This is a genomic window from Pseudoalteromonas sp. APC 3694 (assembly GCF_030407565.1).
GTDB classification, from domain to species: domain Bacteria; phylum Pseudomonadota; class Gammaproteobacteria; order Enterobacterales; family Alteromonadaceae; genus Pseudoalteromonas; species Pseudoalteromonas tetraodonis.
Window position 1 is genome coordinate 1 of the sequence record NZ_JASDDE010000051.1, and the last position, 16,579, is coordinate 16,579.

Consider the following 16,579-nt stretch of genomic DNA (forward strand, 5'->3'; position numbering starts at 1 on the left):
CATTCAATGCTCGCTTTAGCATTTACTATGATGTGGCTACCAATGTGGGCTGATTAATATATGTACTACAAAGATCAACAGACCCTAGTTAGTGAAATAAAAAAGGGGATAAACTTTGGTTTATCCCCTTTTTTATACTTACAAAACTAAAAGTTATATTCGAACTTTGCAAATGCAGACGTATCGTTTTCTGCTCCATCGTTATTAGAGGCAAGTCCGCCAAGGGTAAAGCGCCCCCCCATGGCAAGCATTCTGTAACGTACTTCAAGCTGTTTAGAGCTAAATGCTGTTTTGGTAATCGAGTTACCTAAGTCTGGGTTATTTGGGTAACGGTCACGGTTGTCGCTGTTGTAGTCAATATCACGTAATTTTACTTGCCAGTCAGTTCCGCTTGAGAGTTGCCCAAGTACGGTTAATACTAGTGATTGAGCATCATTATCATAGGTAGAGCCGATAGGGCGACCATGGTAACGATACCCTGATTGGTAATCAGTGTGCTCATAATAGCAATTTTCGGTCGTTGACCCCGCAGAGCAAGACACACCTGTATCAATGTATTCTAAGTTGACTAGTAAATTCTGCTCGTAAACACGATGTGTTGTTTGTAAGCCAAATAAGTACGCTCTATCAGCTGGTTTAAACTGTGAGCTCGCATCTTCACCAATCGTACTGGCATAAACGGCATAAGGTTGATTAAATAATGTATCTGACCAACGAATATCAATACCAGCTAATTGATTACCTATTTTTGACTCTAACTGGCTATCACAATTAGAAGTGCCATCAACACATTTTGTATCACCGGCAATCATATCAATAAAATCACTAGCCGAGCTTGGTTGTCCCTTACCAGCCCATTGTGCTGACCAGCTCAGTGCTATTTCTAATTGTTGAACGGGGCGAAAGTTAACCCGAGTGCTCCACAATAACGCATCAGGAATAACGCGGGTTGATTCCAGCTTAGCCATTTGTGCAGTAAACCCCCACTGACCAATCCAACTTAACCAAGGTGTTTCAAAGGCACTGCTTTGTTCACGAGAAATACTAATGGCAGGTAAAGGTTTTGCATTACCAGACATAATTAAGCTGTTATCAACACCCGGACCCCAAAATTGCTCAATGGCACCCGCTCTTACAATCCAATTACCCATACGATACGCTAAATAGCTGTCATCTAGAGAGGTATCATTGCAGTCAGTTAGTGCTTGCTCGTTTTGAGCTATATCATCAGTTGTTTTACCGTCGACTAAGCATTTTTTGCCATCATTACGATGATTAATCGCTATTTTAGCTGCAAAGTTATGTCCTAAATAAGCGTAGGCAGCAGTTAACTCTGATTCTTGGCTATTGGTGGCACCAAAGCTAGTGGCTACAAGAGGATCTGAGCTGGCAAATGCCGAAAGCTGTACACTATGCGAACCGCTATTTTCTGACTTATAACGATGTTTTACACGTAATAACGCATCTTGCAGTTGAGGGGGTAATTGTTCTAACGAAGTATTGTTAACATCATTAATAAAGCTTTTCCACATTAATGGGTACGTTGTTACTGGCGCTAAAATTATACCTGCATCGGCAAGCTGTTGTATATCTGCCCTAAGACCATAGTCATCAGGCTTTACCCAAGGTTCAGCATTTACGGTTGTAGTTACGGCACAAAAAAGCGAAGAAAGTATAAAAATTTTGTTTCGCAAAGCTCAGATCCTTATGATTGAAATTGCCGACAAGTTTAGCAATCTACGCTCTCTATTGCAGTAATTAAATCAACCAAGATAAATTTAAAATGCCACTATAGATTAGATTAAAACATTGTAGCTCTATCGGAAAAATGATCTCGTTGATATACTCGCTGCAAAGAAAAAAAAGAGATGGTAATGAGCAACAAACGACTTTTATTTATTCCCGTGTCATCGCCTGAAGGTATTGGTGAATATATGCGCTCGTTACAGCTAGCTCATTCCCTTACCTCGGAGTACGGCAATTCGTTAGATATTCATTTCATTTTAAATAAGCACACGGCTTATGCTAAAAGCTGCCCATTTCCTACCTTATTGTTAAATCAATCGGCAACAAAAGAAAATACGCATGTATGTCAGTTTATTAAGCAATACAAACCAGATGCGGTGCTATTTGATTGTGCAGGACGCGCTGAGCAAATGAAAGCTGCAAAAAAAGTGGGTGCTAAAGTTGTTTTTATTTCACAGCATGCAAAAAAGCGAGCAAAAGGTTTAAAGCTTAATAGAGCGGGCCTTATTGATACTCATTGGGTGGTTCAGCCTGATTACTGTATTGAACCTCTTTCGTGGTATGAAAAGCTAAAATTGAGCATGTTGTCTCTGGCCTATCCTGCTAATGTTGGGCCATTTACAGTGTTTGCATCAGCGCAACAAAAATCCGATGCACTAACCCGTTATCAATTGAAAGAGAAAGAATTCTTTATTGTTAACGCAGGTTCTGGTGGGCACACCCTTAATGGCCAAAACTGTGCTGATATCTACTATAAAGCAGCACTGAATATTGCGAAAGAAACAGGTTTAAAAGGGGTTGTGGTGTTTGGTCCTAATTACACTAAGTCGTTACCTAAAAGCGATGAGTTAATTTGTTTGCCAAGTCAAGAGGGGACTGAATTTTTAGCCTTACTAAGTCAGGCTAAGGTGGCATTATTAAGCGCGGGCGATACTTTACTTCAAGCCATTACTTTACAAACGCCAACGATAGCATGTGCTATTTCAAAAGATCAAAATGAGCGAGTTGTTCGTTGTGCGAGTACCGGTGTTGTTAAAGAGGCTGAGCTTGATATTTTAGATATTACCCAAAAAATAAAAGAGCTACTTTTGGAACCAAATTATAATAATACAGTAGGCCAATACGAGTCGTTAGAAAATGTGCATAGCTTTGATGTTATAACCAAAGGAGTACAAGCGTTGTTAATAGGAAGTAAGCTATGAATATTGTTATTGTAATTGACTCTCTCGTTGGTGGTGGCGCTGAAAAAGTAATGCTTACTTTGGCGCAGGAAATGGTATCAAAAGCCCACAATGTGACTATTTTGTCATTGGCGCAAAATATTGAATATGACATTCCAAACCCCTTATCTGTTGAAAGTTTATTTTCAGGTCGAGCAACAAAAGTTGATCGATTTTGGCAGATAAAAAAGAATGTTAAAGTATTAGAAGCATGGTTTGAACAAAAGCTACTTCAACTTGGTTCTATTGATTTAGTACTTTCTAATTTAGATCGTAGTAATAACTTATTAGCAAAAAGTAAAATAGAAAATATCCATTTTGTTGTTCATAACTCAGTTAATGCAGAGCTCGCTAGGCAAAAAAAACTAGGTCCGCTTTCATATTTATATCTTAAAAAAAGCAAACAAAACTTAAATGGTAAATCATTGATTTGTGTTTCTAAAGGGGTTGAAGAAGAAATAAAGCAAGGCAACTTAATTAGTCCAAGTGCTATAACAACTATTTATAACCCCTTTAATTTTAAAGAAATTAATGAGCAAGCTAATGAATCAAATATTAATATACCAGATACACCTTACTTGATTCATGTGGGACGTTTTGCTAAACAAAAACGTCACGATGTTCTGTTTGACACATTTGCCAAATTAGATAAAAAATATAAATTGGTATTGTTGTGTAATAAAAAAGAGAAAGCGTTTAAGTTAGCCAAACAATACGGAATTGAAAATCAACTTATTGTACCTGGATTTGAACAAAATCCTTATAATTGGATTAAGCAGGCTAAGGCTTTGTTGTTAAGCTCAGACTTTGAAGGATTTGGTAATGTGTTAGTTGAGGCTTTGGCTGTAGGAACACCAGTTGTCAGTACTGAGTGTCCTCATGGTCCAAGTGAAATACTTACAGGTGAGTTAAGCAAATATTTAGTACCAATTGGTCAAAGCGAAAAGCTTGTGCTGGCAGTTAAGCAAGTGCTCGCAGATAACCCAAATGTAGGCAAAGCAGCTATTTTAGAAAAAGTGTGTGCCGATAGGGTAACAGAGCAATACTTAGCATTAGCAAACTAGTTTTTATTGGGTTAACCCGTCACGATAGTGTTTATCTAAACGCTGCCAATCGTTTTGCTGCCAATGAAAGTTGCTATTGCGGCTTTGCTCTTTTAAAAAGGAGCGCTGTAAGCGAGACATATTGCTTTGTTGCCATTTTTTATGGGGAACTTTTATTTCGCCACGGTCAAAGTCGATAATGTAAACATCACCAGAGTCATCAAATAAAATATTATTAATATTTAAATCAGCGTGATAAACCCCTTTACTATGAAATTGGGCAATAGTTTGTGCTATTTTTTTTATCTCAGCTTCACTCAATGTGCGTTCAATCAGTATATCTAATATACTTTTAGCGCCGCTAACCGCTTCAGTAATAATATCACCTCGGTAAATGAAGCCATAGCGACTCACTTTAGCTGCAATAGGCTTTGGTACATTTAAGCCTAACTCTATTAATCGAGTCATTAAGCTAAATTCTTGATAAACACGCGTTTGCTCTAGTCCCCAATATAAATATTGGTCACTAAGTAGTTTTCCTATTAGGCCGCCACGCCAATAATGGCGCAACACAGCCGTTAAATCTGCGTGTTTAAAAAACCATGCGGTTGCACGTCCCTTTTTAGCGCCAACAATTTTTTGCTGTTGCTGCCAGAAATTGGGCTCAAACCAATCTAACTCTATCTGGCTGCTATATTGAGGATGGCTCAAAATGACATGGTTATTTTTGACGTGTTGATTAAACATAGCTCATAGGGTTCGCGTTAATATGTGCACATATTAACGTGTTTTAACGCTAAGGATAAGTACTTGCAATGACGCGATTATAATTTAAGATCAGGTTTTATTATTTTACCTCCAAGGAAACGTGTGACTTCAGCGCCTACTTACACTTCAATTTGTATTTTACGTCTTTCTGCTATTGGTGATGTATGCCATGCAGTAAGTGCGGTACAAGCTATTCAAAAAGCACACCCAAATGCCAAAATTACATGGGTTATAGGTAAGGTCGAGGCGATGCTGTTAGCTGACTTACCAGGCGTTGAGCTTGTTGTATTTGATAAAAAACAAGGTAAAGCGGCACTGAAACAGTTAAAGCAAACCTTTAAAGGGCAGTGTTTTGACGTACTGCTTAATATGCAAGTGGCTTTAAGAGCAGGTTTTGTTGCTCGCTGTATTCCTGCCAAAGTTAAAATTGGTTTTGACTGGGCTCGTTCAAAAGAGCTACATAGTTTATTTATTAATAAACGCATTAAAGCCCAATCTCAGGCGCATGTTTTAGAGGGATTTAAAGGCTTTGCCCAAGCGATTGGTGTTGATGATTATGTCCCTGTATGGAATATGCCCTTTACCAACAAAGATCAAGCTAAAGCTGATGAGCTGTTAGGTGACGATTATTTATCAAATAAGCTATTTGTTATTTCGCCAGCAGCAAGTAAAGCACAGCGTAACTGGTTAGCCGATCGCTATGCTGCGCTTGCGGATTATGCACATACACAGGGGTTTAAAATAGTATTAACTGGTGGACCGACTGAACTGGAAATTAATTTAGCAAATAACATCATTAAACACTCTGATTCACCCATTCTGAACTTGGTGGGTAAAACAAAACTCAAAGAATTATTGTGCTTACTTAAACGGGCAAGCTTAGTACTTGCGCCCGATACAGGCCCAGCTCATATGGCGGTGACTGTGGGTACGCCCGTTATTGGTTTATATGCGCATTCAAACCCTGCGCGTACGGGGCCTTATTTATACCAAGACTATGTTGTTGAGGTTTACCATCAAAACTTAGTAAAGCAAACAGGTAAAATCGCCGAGCAATTGCCTTGGGGTACTCGTGTTAAAGGCGATGATTTAATGAGCCAAATAACCACCGATGCAGTAAAACAAATGTTTGATCATGTTGTTAAAAAAGAGTCGCTGTTATGAATCAAGAGAACACTAACAAGGCGCTTTTTTTAGATCGTGATGGCGTAGTAAATGTTGATCATGGTTATGTGTTTAAAAGCGAAGAGTTTGAATTTATAGACGGTGTGTTTTCAACATGCAAAGCGTTTTATGATGCGGGCTATAAAATAATTATAGTGACTAATCAGTCAGGCATTGGCCGTGGTTATTATTCTGAGAGCGAATTTTTAACACTTAGCGAGTGGATGAAAGCGCAGTTTAGCGCTCATCAAATTGAAATTACGGACGTTTATTTTTGTCCTCATCATCCTAAAAACGCATTACCAGATTATTTAAAAGAGTGCGATTGCAGAAAACCAGCGCCTGGCATGTTACTTCAAGGAATAGAAGATCATCATATCAACCCTGCGCTTAGTGTGATGGTGGGTGACAAATTAGGTGACATGCACGCTGCCATTAGCGCTAATGTACGTACCAAAGTACTGGTACGTTCAGGGCAAAAATTTGATGACAAAGCTGTAAATTTTGCTGACTATGTTTGTGACTCAATCAACGACCTTCCGGCTTTGTTTGCTGATCTAACGTAGTACACACCTCAAGCCTGTAAACTGGCAGCTTTTCCTGCCAGTTAGGTAATTTGCGACGAATGACAAACAGTGCAATTTGGCGCTTAAACTTTTACAATACCCGCATTATAAATAGCAGCAACACGTCTGCTGTTTAACCCGTTCAACCAAATGGAGATCACAGATGAGAGCATCTGCTTTTTTTAGCCAATTACAACAGCAAATCGAAGACGTTAAAGCGGAAGGTTTGTACAAGAATGAACGTGTTATCACTTCGCAGCAGCAAGCTCAAATTGAAGTGGCATCAGGCGAAAAAGTTATTAATTTTTGTGCTAACAACTACTTAGGTTTAGCTAACAGCCCAGAGCTTATTAAAGCGGCGCAACAAGGCTTAGATGACCATGGGTTTGGTGTGGCTTCTGTGCGTTTCATTTGTGGTACACAAGATATTCATAAAACACTCGAGAAAAAAATCAGTCAATTTTTAGAAACTGAAGACACCATTTTGTACTCATCATGTTTTGATGCCAATACGGGGTTGTTTGAAACCATATTAGGTGCAGACGATGCGATTATTTCTGATTCATTAAACCATGCTTCTATTATTGATGGGGTACGTTTATGTAAAGCAAAACGTTTCCGTTATGCAAATAACGATATGGCTGATTTAGAAAAGCAATTAATCGCAGCCGATGAAGCCGGTGCTAAAACTAAATTAATTGCAACCGATGGCGTGTTCTCAATGGATGGCGTTATTTGTAACTTAGAAGCTGTATGCGACTTAGCTGATAAATACGATGCACTTGTTATGGTTGATGACTCACATGCCGTTGGTTTTGTTGGCGAAAACGGTAAAGGTACACCTGAATACTGCAACGTGCTTGATCGTGTTGATATTATTACTGGTACCTTAGGTAAAGCACTAGGTGGAGCCTCGGGTGGTTATACCTCAGGTAAAAAAGAAATTGTTGAATGGTTACGTCAGCGTTCTCGTCCTTACTTATTCTCAAATTCATTAGCGCCTTCAATTGTAACGGCGTCAATTAAAGTGTTAGAAATGCTTGAAAATGGCGGTGAGCTTCGCGCTAAGCTATGGTCAAATGCTAAATACTTCCGTGAGCAAATGGAAGCGGCTGGTTTTACCTGTGCAGGTAAAGATCATGCGATTATTCCTGTGATGCTAGGAGACGCCAAAGTAGCGTCACTTATGGCTGATAAGCTATTGGCTGAAGGGATTTATGTAACCGGCTTTTCATTCCCTGTTGTACCAAAAGGGCAGGCGCGTATTCGTACCCAAATCTCTGCAGCGCACAGCAAAGAACAGCTTGATACAGCCATTGCAGCATTTACCCGTATTGGTAAAGAGATTGGTGTTATTTAATTTTCTTGTTAAATCGCGGCTGAAGTCGCGATTTTTTAATTGAGTGTGAATTATGAAAGCATTATCAAAGTTAAAAGCAGAGCCAGGCATTTGGATGACAGATGCACCAAAGCCTGAAGTGGGTCATAACGATCTGTTAATTAAGATTCGTAAAACGGCTATTTGTGGCACCGATGTGCATATTTATAAGTGGGATGAGTGGGCACAAAACACCATACCGACGCCTATGGTGGTTGGCCACGAATACGTGGGTGAAGTAATCGACATGGGCCAAGAGGTGCGTGGTTTTGAGATTGGCGACCGTGTATCAGGTGAAGGTCATATAACCTGTGGCCATTGTCGTAACTGTCGTGCTGGGCGCGTTCACTTATGTCGTAATACAACAGGGGTCGGTGTAAACCGCGAAGGCGCATTTGCAGAGTATTTAGTGATTCCTGCATTTAATGCGTTTAAAATCCCAGATAATATTAGCGATGAACTTGCCTCTATTTTTGACCCATTTGGCAATGCAGTACACACGGCTTTATCGTTCGATTTAGTCGGTGAAGATGTCTTGATCACCGGTGCTGGCCCAATTGGTATTATGGCTGCAGCTGTGGCTAAGCATGTGGGTGCACGCCATGTGGTTATTACTGATGTAAATGAATACCGCCTAGACTTAGCACGTAAAATGGGCGCAACGCGTGCTGTAAACGTCGCGAATGAAAAGCTTGAAGATGTAGCTAAAGAGCTGGGCATGACTGAAGGCTTTGATATTGGCCTAGAGATGTCAGGTGTACCAAGTGCATTTAATGCCATGCTAAATAACATGAATCATGGCGGCAAAATTGCCATGTTGGGAATTCCACCTTCAGATATGGCGGTCGATTGGAATCAAGTTATTTTTAAAGGCTTAGTGATCAAAGGTATTTACGGTCGTGAGATGTTTGAAACTTGGTACAAAATGGCCAGTTTGATTCAATCAGGGCTTGATTTAAAACCAATTATTACTCATCAGTATTCAATAGATGACTTCCAAGCTGGCTTTGATATGATGATTTCAGGCCAATCGGGTAAAGTAATTCTTAACTGGGATTAATTACCCCTTGTTAAGAGAATTAAAGGCGGCATTTGTCGCCTTTTTTGTAATTATAAGAGAGTACTATGGCATTTAAACATATATCAATCGCACAAACCCTTGAACTACTCGATAAAGAAGATGTAGTGATTGCTGATATTCGCGATCCTAATTCGTATCAAGCGGGTCATATTCCGGGTTCAGAGGCATTATCTAATGCGAATATTGCCCAATTTATGATGGAAAAGGAGTTTGACCAGCCGATTATTATTGTCTGTTATCACGGCATGAGCTCACAAGGCGCTGCCAGCTACTTAGTAGAGCAAGGCTTTGAAGATGTTTACAGTATGGATGGCGGTTTTACTGCATGGGAAGCCGCTTACAAGGATAAAGTAGCACGATGATAGAGCTAGGCAGCCTAACTAACCCCCGTGCTGCACAGGGCTTTATAGATTACCTAAAAAGCCAAGGGCTTTCAGGGCAAATTCGTACTGAGGATGGCCATACGCTTGTCATTAGTGTGGCGCCTGAGGACTTTCATGCGGTGCAACCGTTGTGGAATGAGTTTGCTAAAAACCCTAACCATGAACGTTATCAACAAGCGTCATGGCAAGTAGGCAGCACGCAATCACCATTAAAATATCAAGGCCAGTCGCTTAATTTAGTCGCGCGGTTTAAAGCCTTAAGTTGGCTTAATCAGAGCGTTAGTATTCTCAGTATTATTGTTTATATTGCCTTTTTATTGGGTGCATTTGAACCTATTTATATGGCGTTGCAGTTTAACCCTGCGTCACCACTTACCTGGTTAACACCTGCTGTTGTGCATTTTAGCGCTATGCATATTGTGTTTAACTTAATTTGGTGGGTATCACTGGGTGACAACATTGAAAAGCAATGTGGTAAGTCGAGTTTAATTGGGCTGTTTTTAGTTACCGCTTTAATAAGTAATTGGGCACAGTACTTAATGGTCGGTCCTAACTTTGGTGGGCTTAGCGGTGTTGTATATGGGTTGTTAGGCTTTTGTTGGATTTACAGCGCACTTAACCCTAAACAGCCTGCACTGGTTACAACCGCAATTGTTGGTTTTATGCTGGTATGGTTAGTACTTGGTTTTGCAGATGTATTATTTGTTGGAATGGCTAATTGGGCACACTTAGGTGGGCTCGTTAGCGGTATGGCTTTTGCCTATACCGCTCAGCTTTTCAAAACAAAAAGTGCCTAATGATATAAATATTTAGTAAATAAGAGATCACGGATGATCTCATGTCCTGTTTCTTCTTTAAGAAGGCTCTTTAGTTTTTCTGCGCTTTTAAGGCGTATTTGCTCGCGTCCTGTTAAAGACTTTATTTTGTTTTCAGGCTCTTTAGATAATATCTCTACTAACGCATCACGAAGTAACGGCGTGTGGTGTTCCACGATTGCAATATCTGATTTTTTATTAAGCATTAAATCAACAGTGACACGTACATAGCCCATTTGTTTACTCGATGGGCCAATGTAATTAGTAATAATGTCTGGCTCAAACCCAAAATAACCGACAGTAGACTCAGCACGTGCCGATAAGCTAGTTAAGCTGACTAGAAGAATAAAAAGGCCTGTAAATACTGTTTTTTTCATTTCAAAAGCGTTTCCGTAAACTGGTTACAAATAGTTTATACTTATTAGTAAATAAGATACAGCAAGATGCTGTTATTTGTTGTGTTTGTAAAAGTACTCTGGATTCAAGTTTGGGATAGACAATAGCGAGAGTCAAATGCTGATTAGCTTTTTATAATAACAGGGTGTGCTTGGTATTGAGTAAATCGCGCTTTTTCAAATTCGTTGGCAATGTTATGATCTCTTTGTTTTTTTTCAAGTAGAGTTATTGTGATTACTTTTCCTCTTTCTTTATCTGCTGATTGGCAGAGTACCGCTCAAGTAACTGGCTTATCTAACGCTGAGAAAGAGTGGTTATTTGAATCGCATTCTTTAACGGCTAAATTAAAAAGTCAGTCTCAGCGTTTTGCTGTAAAAGTGTTGAGTGAGCAAAAAGTAGACCTTTCGCAATCACAGCAAACGCTATTAAGTGAGCAGGTAAGTACAGTACTTAACCGTGAAGTGTTACTGTTGTGTGATGAACAACCGATTGTTTATGCTCAAAGTTGGTTGCCAGTAACAAGCAATAATACAAACAATCAGCTGCACAATATGGGAGAACGCCCGTTAGGTGATGTTATCTTTCAAGATCCTGCGTTAAGGCGCACTGATATTGAAATTGCTCGCTTTGATGATAATCACCCATTGCAATCACTGGTGAGCGAACTTAATTTACCGAATCGCTCTTTACTGGGCAGACGCAGCGTATTTTCTTTACATAACTATCAATTTTTGGTCTGTGAGGTTTTTTTACCAGGAGCTTACTTATACTCATGAAACTAGCCGCTTTGTCTGTTAATCATATTCCCTATTACATCCAGTTAATGCGAATTGATAAGCCCATAGGCACTTTATTGCTACTTTGGCCAACTTATTGGGCACTATGGATAGCAAATGAAGGGATACCAAGCCTAACAAACTTCATTGTGTTTACCCTTGGGGTAATAGTTATGCGTAGCGCAGGATGCGTTATCAATGACTTTGCCGATAGAAAAATTGATGGCTCAGTAAAGCGTACTTGTCAGCGGCCGCTAGCGACCGGAGCGGTAAGTAGTGGCGAAGCAATTAGTTTGTTTTTATTACTCGTTGTCATCGCTTTTATACTAGTATTATTGCTTAATACCAATACTATTTTGTTATCGTTTGGTGCACTTGGATTAGCGTTTTGTTATCCCTTTATGAAACGTTACACGCAACTTCCTCAAGTTGTATTGGGCGCGGCTTTTGGTTGGGCAATCCCAATGGCTTTTATGGCATCAATAAACTCTTTACCCGTGCAGGCATGGTTGCTATTTATTGCCAATATTTGCTGGACGGTGGCTTACGACACTATGTACGCCATGGTTGATAGAGACGATGATTTAAAAATAGGAGTAAAATCAACCGCTATTTTATTCGCCAGTTATGACCGCCATATTATAGCGCTACTTAACTTTAGCTTTTTTGCGTTGATGGTTTTAATTGGGTTGATGAATCAAATAGGATTTAGTTTTTGGTTGGGATTAGCTGTTGCAGCAATGTTACTTGTGTATCAACAGCGTTTGATTCATTTACGTCAACGAGATGCCTGTTTTAAAGCGTTTTTGAATAATCATTATGTGGGACTTACTGTATTTATAGGCTTATTATTTTCTTACCCCGTTTTTTCTTAACGGGGTGGGTCGATAATACCACTAATTGACGCATTTTTTCTGAACCAACCAGCAATCGAATAGCGGTTATCAAAAGCCGGAAGTACTTCATGCACAAAGCGTTCGCTTTCAAATAATACCAAAGTGCCTGCAGTGGGTTTTATAACCACTTCTATGTCTTTACTTTTTGGCTTGTAAATAACCAGCTCTCCGCCTTTCTTAGGAGAGTTTAAATACAATATGGTGGTAAAAACACGGTTTGAACGACCTTTGAACGCATCTACATGTTTTTTGTAAAAATCACCCTGCGTGTATTTTGCATAGTGACATTCATAATCAAACAAGCCCATGAAAAAGTTACGATTAAGGGTAGTGCGAACTGCTTCCATTACTTGTTGATAGCTAAGCTGTGCATTTGAGCTGCCATCAAACCAGTAGGTTTTATCTTTACGAACGGAATCATCAATTTGTAAATTGTTTAATCGTCCAATACCGGCAAGGCTAAAGTGAGGATTTATTCTATAGCAATCAGCCATCAACTCGGATATTAAGTCACTATCAATGGCGTTTTCAATAATGGCATAGCCATGCGTTTCAATGTGCTCTAGGTAAATTTCAGCAGCTGTAAAGTTATTCATTAACGCTAGTCATAATATAAGGGAGCGTTAGTGTAGTGAAAAAAAACTTTAATGCCACTAATTTATAGTTGTTATAAAACGCATGGAGTCATTTTTTATGCTCTTGAAACCTTCTTAATTAGCGAGAGTAGGTGGTCAACATGCTCACCTGCCTCTATTTGCTGGCTTGTTTGCACCACAAGTTGTTCATGGCTAATATCGTTATTCGTTTTAAGCTGGATTAAGTTATGGTTTTCTGCCACAGAGCTGGTGTGTTCAATACCTGCAATAGCAAAATGATCTGACTTTTCAAGTCCAGCCATTACCTGCTCGATACTACCTACTTTAATAGTTGAAACTTTATTTAACGAGTCTATTACTTCATTAAGCATTGATTGCACTTGTTTTGACTGCGAAAAACAACTGAACATTGGATAGCTTTCGAGCTCTTTTTTACTAATATCGCTTTTATTTGCTAAAGGGTGTTGTTTTGAACAAAATAAAATAAGTTGATCAGGTAATTGTATATCGCTACCAATGCTATTGACTATTTGCGAGCATACACTAATGTCAATTTCCCCTTGAAGTAACTTTCTATGAAGCTCAGTTTTGTTTTGCAGCTGCATTTCAATTTTAATATGCGGGTACTGACTCAAAAATTCGCCGCAGGTGATTGGTACTATGCTGCTGGTTGTTGTGGTGTAGCCAATCACTAATTTTTTTTCTTCTGTGCCATTAATTGATTGAAAAGCGCGATGCTTTATTTGTTCTAGCTCATTGAGCGTATTTTTAGCAAAGTCGAGGAAAAGCTCCCCTGCTTGAGTTAATTTAACCGAGCGAGTAGAGCGGGTAACAAGTTCGTAGCCAAGCTCTGTTTCAAGAGTTTGAATACTACGAGTTAACGCAGATGTGCTAATTTGGGTTTGTTCTGCAGCTTGCCTAAAATGACGAAGTAGGCCAAGCGCTACAAACTGTTCTAATTGTTCAAATCTCACTATATAGTCCTTTTTTATAGGTAAGCTAGGGGAATTGCAGATTAAATACTGACTTTATATCCCTACAGATCAGTTGAAATAATGTTTTTAACCACCTCCTTAGATTAACTTTCTTTTCATCGTATTTAAAGAGAATAGTTGCTAAAAGTTGTTATACCTTTGGGTAATGTTAAATAACTGTAGGGTTTTATTATTGACCAAGTTTATGCAATTTTATAACAGCTTTATTAAAGTCTCGGTTTGTTAATTGCTGCTTTTGCTTTTAGGGTTGGGCTCAATAAAATTTTTACTTACTCGGTTACTTAAAGGCTTATTTTCAATGTTTTGCAATTCAATTTCTATGGCATCACAAGAGATGTGAATTTCAAATAATGAAGTAAGCAAAGATAAGCTTAAGCAGCTTAAACTGACACCAAATAAAATAATGCCCGTGGTATTAAATTCTATAAATAATGCGAACATAGATAACGTACATAATAAAAAAGAGGCTACTCCGTATACTTGCATGGTCCTTATTAGTTTTATTCGCTTTCTAAGATTAGTTATTTGCGCCACTACAACAGGACGAATAGATTCCCCTTCACGGGCATTCAATTCTCGTATTAGTTGCGCAAGTACTAAAAATCGGTTTGTATAGGCAAGTAATAACAATGAGATGGCTGGAAAAAGTAAACCTGGGGTAGTTAGCGTCATAATGTGTCCTTCAATCATATTATTTGCTTTAGGTTACGCGGGCTTATTGTACACATAAAGTAAATGAGGTGGATATTGCGAAATACTAATAATAGCCAATCAAATGTAACATCATTTGATTGGGTTACGCTTTATAACGCAGAAAATAGTTTAGAGGCCAATATAATAAAAGGATTGATTCTGAATGCGGGAATTGAGTGTCAAATTAAAGGCGAAATGCTGCAAGGTGCAATGGGCGAGATCCCGTTTGAGCAAACACAAGTAAGTGTGCAGGTTTATGCGATAAAAGAGCGCCATGCACGCGAAATATTGGTAAACTATCAGCAAGTAAAACAATCCGCTCCAGATTGGGTGTGCCCTAACTGTAATGAGCATAATGGATCAACATTTGATTTTTGTTGGTCATGTGGGACTTTAAAGAATGACAAAAGCGAATAATTTTCAGCGTATTAGAGAGTTAAATTACCTACAAAAGGCGGTATTGGCCAGTGCGTTAATAGAGCGTATGTTGCCTAATTATGGACTATTTAGTGAGGCTACCGGTTTTGGCGATGAGGTTATTTTACGTAATGCTTTAAATGTATGTTGGGAAAAGATACTGCTTCCTAAAAGTAAGATTGATTTAGAAAAGCAAGTCGAAAAAATAGAGCCGAATGTACCTGAACTTGCTGATTTTGATATGTTTGGTACCTATCCTGCAATCGATGCTGCCACCTCATTACTGAGTTTAATGCATGGCCTTTTAGCACAAGATGAGCAAGAGTTTGTTAATGTGAGTAAAATATCACAGGCCACCGTAGCTCGCTTTATTGAGTACCAAATGACGGTTGAAGGTGATGTTGCCGATAACAAAGCGGTGCGTGAACACCCACTGATGCAATACGAAATAGAGGTATTAGGTGAACTAATTGATTTTGTAGAAGCAATGGGGCGTATCACTGCTGAAAATGTGAAAGCATTGAAAAAGCATGTCCTTGCTGATGGCCAAACTAACATTGGTTTAGCACTGTAAGTTATTTGTTTTAAACACCTTGTTAGGTGGCAGGAGAATTAACAATGCGAATTTTAGGCATTGAATCATCATGCGATGAAACTGGTATTGCTATTTATGATGACGAAAAAGGGCTGCTAGCCCATCAATTATATAGCCAAGTAAAAGTACATGCAGACTATGGTGGTGTAGTACCTGAACTTGCCTCGCGCGATCACGTACGTAAAACATTGCCGCTTATCGATGCGGCATTTGCGCAAGCGGGTTGTGGGCCTGAAGATTTAGATGGTATTGCTTATACGGCAGGGCCAGGTTTAGTAGGGGCTTTGTTAGTAGGTACCTCAATTGGTCGCTCTTTAGCATATGGCTGGGATATCCCAGCGGTGGCAGTGCACCATATGGAAGGGCATTTATTAGCGCCAATGCTTGAGGAAAACGTCCCCGAGTTCCCATTTATTGCCTTACTGGTTTCTGGCGGTCATACCATGATGGTAAAAGTTGCTGGTATTGGTCAATACGAAGTATTGGGTGAGTCGGTAGATGATGCTGCTGGTGAAGCATTTGATAAAACAGCCAAGTTACTTGGGCTTGATTATCCAGGTGGCCCTCGTTTGGCTAAAATGGCTGAACAAGGTGTTGCTAAGCGATTTGTTTTCCCGCGTCCAATGACAGACAAACCTGGCTTAGATTTTAGCTTTAGTGGCCTAAAAACCGCCGCTTCAATTGCTATTCGTGAAAATGATAGTGACGAGCAAACAAAAGCAGATATTGCCCATGCATTTCAAACGGCCGTTATAGATACTTTAGTGATTAAGTGTAAGCGCGCATTAAAACAAACGGGTATTAAACGTTTAGTAATAGCCGGTGGTGTAAGTGCTAATACGCAACTACGTTTGCAACTAGAGCGTGTGATGCAAGGTATGAAGGGCGAAGTGTTTTACCCTCGTACTGAGTTTTGTACTGACAATGGTGCAATGATTGCTTATGCTGGTATGCAGCGTTTAAAAGCGGGACAGTTTGCTTCGCTTGATATGAAAACTAAACCGCGCTGGCCAATCGATAGCTTAGAAGCAATATAATTAACCATAATTTA

General features: G+C 39.3%; 19 protein-coding genes. 13 read left to right on the plus strand and 6 right to left on the minus strand.

Features of this window, described 5'->3' with window-relative positions; genetic code table 11:
* Nucleotides 1-146: 146 nt before the first annotated feature.
* Nucleotides 147-1,694: a capsule assembly Wzi family protein gene (locus QMA00_RS14805; protein WP_008115585.1), complete on the minus strand. Its 1,548-nt coding sequence runs from the start codon at nucleotides 1,692-1,694 to the stop codon at nucleotides 147-149.
* A 180-nt stretch (nucleotides 1,695-1,874) separates the two neighbouring features.
* Here QMA00_RS14805 and QMA00_RS14810 point away from each other — a divergent pair, with 180 nt between their 5' ends.
* A complete protein-coding gene (locus QMA00_RS14810) occupies nucleotides 1,875-2,948 on the plus strand; it encodes a hypothetical protein (protein WP_076922987.1) in 1,074 nt (357 codons plus the stop codon).
* On the plus strand, nucleotides 2,945-4,030 hold the full coding sequence (locus tag QMA00_RS14815; protein WP_008115587.1) for a glycosyltransferase: 1,086 nt from the start codon (nucleotides 2,945-2,947) through the stop codon (nucleotides 4,028-4,030). The genes QMA00_RS14810 and QMA00_RS14815 overlap by 4 nt, the downstream gene beginning before the upstream one ends.
* A gap of 3 nt (nucleotides 4,031-4,033) precedes the next feature.
* Here QMA00_RS14815 and QMA00_RS14820 read toward each other — a convergent pair whose 3' ends face one another.
* The gene (locus QMA00_RS14820; RefSeq protein ID WP_008468205.1) at nucleotides 4,034-4,756 is read right to left on the minus strand and encodes a 3-deoxy-D-manno-octulosonic acid kinase; all 723 of its coding nucleotides are present in this window, start codon (nucleotides 4,754-4,756) and stop codon (nucleotides 4,034-4,036) included.
* 123 nt (nucleotides 4,757-4,879) lie between these two features.
* On the opposite strand from QMA00_RS14820, the gene QMA00_RS14825 reads away from it, so the two are divergent.
* The 6 genes from QMA00_RS14825 (at nucleotide 4,880) to glpG (ending at nucleotide 10,146) form a co-directional block, all read left to right on the plus strand.
* Nucleotides 4,880-5,941 (plus strand): glycosyltransferase family 9 protein, encoded by a 1,062-nt coding sequence (locus QMA00_RS14825; protein WP_008115590.1) that lies wholly within the window; start codon nucleotides 4,880-4,882, stop codon nucleotides 5,939-5,941.
* On the plus strand, nucleotides 5,938-6,507 hold the full coding sequence (gene gmhB / locus QMA00_RS14830; protein WP_008115591.1) for a D-glycero-beta-D-manno-heptose 1,7-bisphosphate 7-phosphatase: 570 nt from the start codon (nucleotides 5,938-5,940) through the stop codon (nucleotides 6,505-6,507). Before QMA00_RS14825 ends, gmhB begins: the two co-directional genes overlap by 4 nt.
* Before the next feature lie 163 nt (nucleotides 6,508-6,670).
* The gene (locus QMA00_RS14835; RefSeq protein ID WP_008468203.1) at nucleotides 6,671-7,867 is read left to right on the plus strand and encodes a glycine C-acetyltransferase; all 1,197 of its coding nucleotides are present in this window, start codon (nucleotides 6,671-6,673) and stop codon (nucleotides 7,865-7,867) included.
* A 52-nt stretch (nucleotides 7,868-7,919) separates the two neighbouring features.
* Entirely contained in the window at nucleotides 7,920-8,945 is a 1,026-nt protein-coding gene (gene tdh, locus QMA00_RS14840) for an L-threonine 3-dehydrogenase (RefSeq protein WP_008468202.1), read from the plus strand.
* A 65-nt stretch (nucleotides 8,946-9,010) separates the two neighbouring features.
* Nucleotides 9,011-9,328, plus strand: coding sequence for a thiosulfate sulfurtransferase GlpE (gene glpE / locus QMA00_RS14845; protein ID WP_033104018.1), 318 nt, complete (start codon nucleotides 9,011-9,013; stop codon nucleotides 9,326-9,328).
* Nucleotides 9,325-10,146 (plus strand): rhomboid family intramembrane serine protease GlpG, encoded by an 822-nt coding sequence (gene glpG, locus QMA00_RS14850; protein WP_076922988.1) that lies wholly within the window; start codon nucleotides 9,325-9,327, stop codon nucleotides 10,144-10,146. The genes glpE and glpG overlap by 4 nt, the downstream gene beginning before the upstream one ends.
* Here glpG and QMA00_RS14855 read toward each other — a convergent pair.
* Complete coding sequence (locus tag QMA00_RS14855) at nucleotides 10,143-10,541, minus strand: flagellar basal body-associated protein FliL (protein WP_076922989.1); 399 nt, start codon at nucleotides 10,539-10,541, stop codon at nucleotides 10,143-10,145. The genes glpG and QMA00_RS14855 overlap by 4 nt on opposite strands.
* Nucleotides 10,542-10,790: 249 nt before the next feature.
* On the opposite strand from QMA00_RS14855, the gene QMA00_RS14860 reads away from it, so the two are divergent.
* Entirely contained in the window at nucleotides 10,791-11,336 is a 546-nt protein-coding gene (locus QMA00_RS14860) for a chorismate lyase (protein ID WP_076922990.1), read from the plus strand.
* Entirely contained in the window at nucleotides 11,333-12,211 is an 879-nt protein-coding gene (ubiA, locus tag QMA00_RS14865; protein ID WP_008468194.1) for a 4-hydroxybenzoate octaprenyltransferase, read from the plus strand. The genes QMA00_RS14860 and ubiA overlap by 4 nt, the downstream gene beginning before the upstream one ends.
* Here the strand turns inward: ubiA and QMA00_RS14870 are convergent.
* From QMA00_RS14870 to QMA00_RS14880, 3 genes are all read right to left on the minus strand, one after another.
* The gene (locus QMA00_RS14870; protein ID WP_290157825.1) at nucleotides 12,208-12,828 is read right to left on the minus strand and encodes a 2OG-Fe(II) oxygenase; all 621 of its coding nucleotides are present in this window, start codon (nucleotides 12,826-12,828) and stop codon (nucleotides 12,208-12,210) included. The genes ubiA and QMA00_RS14870 overlap by 4 nt on opposite strands.
* Before the next feature lie 95 nt (nucleotides 12,829-12,923).
* Nucleotides 12,924-13,802, minus strand: coding sequence for a LysR family transcriptional regulator (locus QMA00_RS14875; RefSeq protein ID WP_008468191.1), 879 nt, complete (start codon nucleotides 13,800-13,802; stop codon nucleotides 12,924-12,926).
* 243 nt (nucleotides 13,803-14,045) lie between these two features.
* Nucleotides 14,046-14,495, minus strand: a complete 450-nt coding sequence (locus QMA00_RS14880) for a DUF2721 domain-containing protein (protein ID WP_076923005.1) — start codon at nucleotides 14,493-14,495, stop codon at nucleotides 14,046-14,048.
* A gap of 75 nt (nucleotides 14,496-14,570) precedes the next feature.
* Here QMA00_RS14880 and QMA00_RS14885 point away from each other — a divergent pair, with 75 nt between their 5' ends.
* Genes QMA00_RS14885 through tsaD form a run of 3 tightly spaced genes read left to right on the plus strand, consistent with a single transcriptional unit; the run spans nucleotide 14,571 to nucleotide 16,565 of the window.
* Nucleotides 14,571-14,933 carry a DUF2007 domain-containing protein gene (locus QMA00_RS14885; protein WP_076922992.1) on the plus strand — a complete coding sequence of 121 codons (363 nt, stop codon included), beginning with the start codon at nucleotides 14,571-14,573 and terminating at the stop codon, nucleotides 14,931-14,933.
* On the plus strand, nucleotides 14,917-15,507 hold the full coding sequence (locus QMA00_RS14890) for a YjaG family protein (RefSeq protein ID WP_008115608.1): 591 nt from the start codon (nucleotides 14,917-14,919) through the stop codon (nucleotides 15,505-15,507). The genes QMA00_RS14885 and QMA00_RS14890 overlap by 17 nt, the downstream gene beginning before the upstream one ends.
* 44 nt (nucleotides 15,508-15,551) lie before the next feature.
* Nucleotides 15,552-16,565, plus strand: a complete 1,014-nt coding sequence (gene tsaD, locus QMA00_RS14895; protein WP_076922993.1) for a tRNA (adenosine(37)-N6)-threonylcarbamoyltransferase complex transferase subunit TsaD — start codon at nucleotides 15,552-15,554, stop codon at nucleotides 16,563-16,565.
* Nucleotides 16,566-16,579 lie beyond the last annotated feature (14 nt).

Excerpts from the sequence above, each read along its gene's own strand:
- ubiA (WP_008468194.1), top strand. The coding sequence starts at position 11,333 with ATGAAACTAGCCGCTTTGTCTGTTAATCATATTCCCTATTACATCCAG.
- QMA00_RS14870 (WP_290157825.1), bottom strand. The coding sequence starts at position 12,828 with ATGAATAACTTTACAGCTGCTGAAATTTACCTAGAGCACATTGAAACG.
- tdh (WP_008468202.1), top strand. The coding sequence starts at position 7,920 with ATGAAAGCATTATCAAAGTTAAAAGCAGAGCCAGGCATTTGGATGACA.
- QMA00_RS14880 (WP_076923005.1), bottom strand. The coding sequence starts at position 14,495 with ATGACGCTAACTACCCCAGGTTTACTTTTTCCAGCCATCTCATTGTTA.
- QMA00_RS14855 (WP_076922989.1), bottom strand. The coding sequence starts at position 10,541 with ATGAAAAAAACAGTATTTACAGGCCTTTTTATTCTTCTAGTCAGCTTA.
- QMA00_RS14815 (WP_008115587.1), top strand. The coding sequence starts at position 2,945 with ATGAATATTGTTATTGTAATTGACTCTCTCGTTGGTGGTGGCGCTGAA.
- QMA00_RS14835 (WP_008468203.1), top strand. The coding sequence starts at position 6,671 with ATGAGAGCATCTGCTTTTTTTAGCCAATTACAACAGCAAATCGAAGAC.
- QMA00_RS14820 (WP_008468205.1), bottom strand. The coding sequence starts at position 4,756 with ATGTTTAATCAACACGTCAAAAATAACCATGTCATTTTGAGCCATCCT.
- QMA00_RS14810 (WP_076922987.1), top strand. The coding sequence starts at position 1,875 with ATGAGCAACAAACGACTTTTATTTATTCCCGTGTCATCGCCTGAAGGT.
- QMA00_RS14890 (WP_008115608.1), top strand. The coding sequence starts at position 14,917 with ATGACAAAAGCGAATAATTTTCAGCGTATTAGAGAGTTAAATTACCTA.
- glpG (WP_076922988.1), top strand. The coding sequence starts at position 9,325 with ATGATAGAGCTAGGCAGCCTAACTAACCCCCGTGCTGCACAGGGCTTT.
- gmhB (WP_008115591.1), top strand. The coding sequence starts at position 5,938 with ATGAATCAAGAGAACACTAACAAGGCGCTTTTTTTAGATCGTGATGGC.
- glpE (WP_033104018.1), top strand. The coding sequence starts at position 9,011 with ATGGCATTTAAACATATATCAATCGCACAAACCCTTGAACTACTCGAT.
- tsaD (WP_076922993.1), top strand. The coding sequence starts at position 15,552 with ATGCGAATTTTAGGCATTGAATCATCATGCGATGAAACTGGTATTGCT.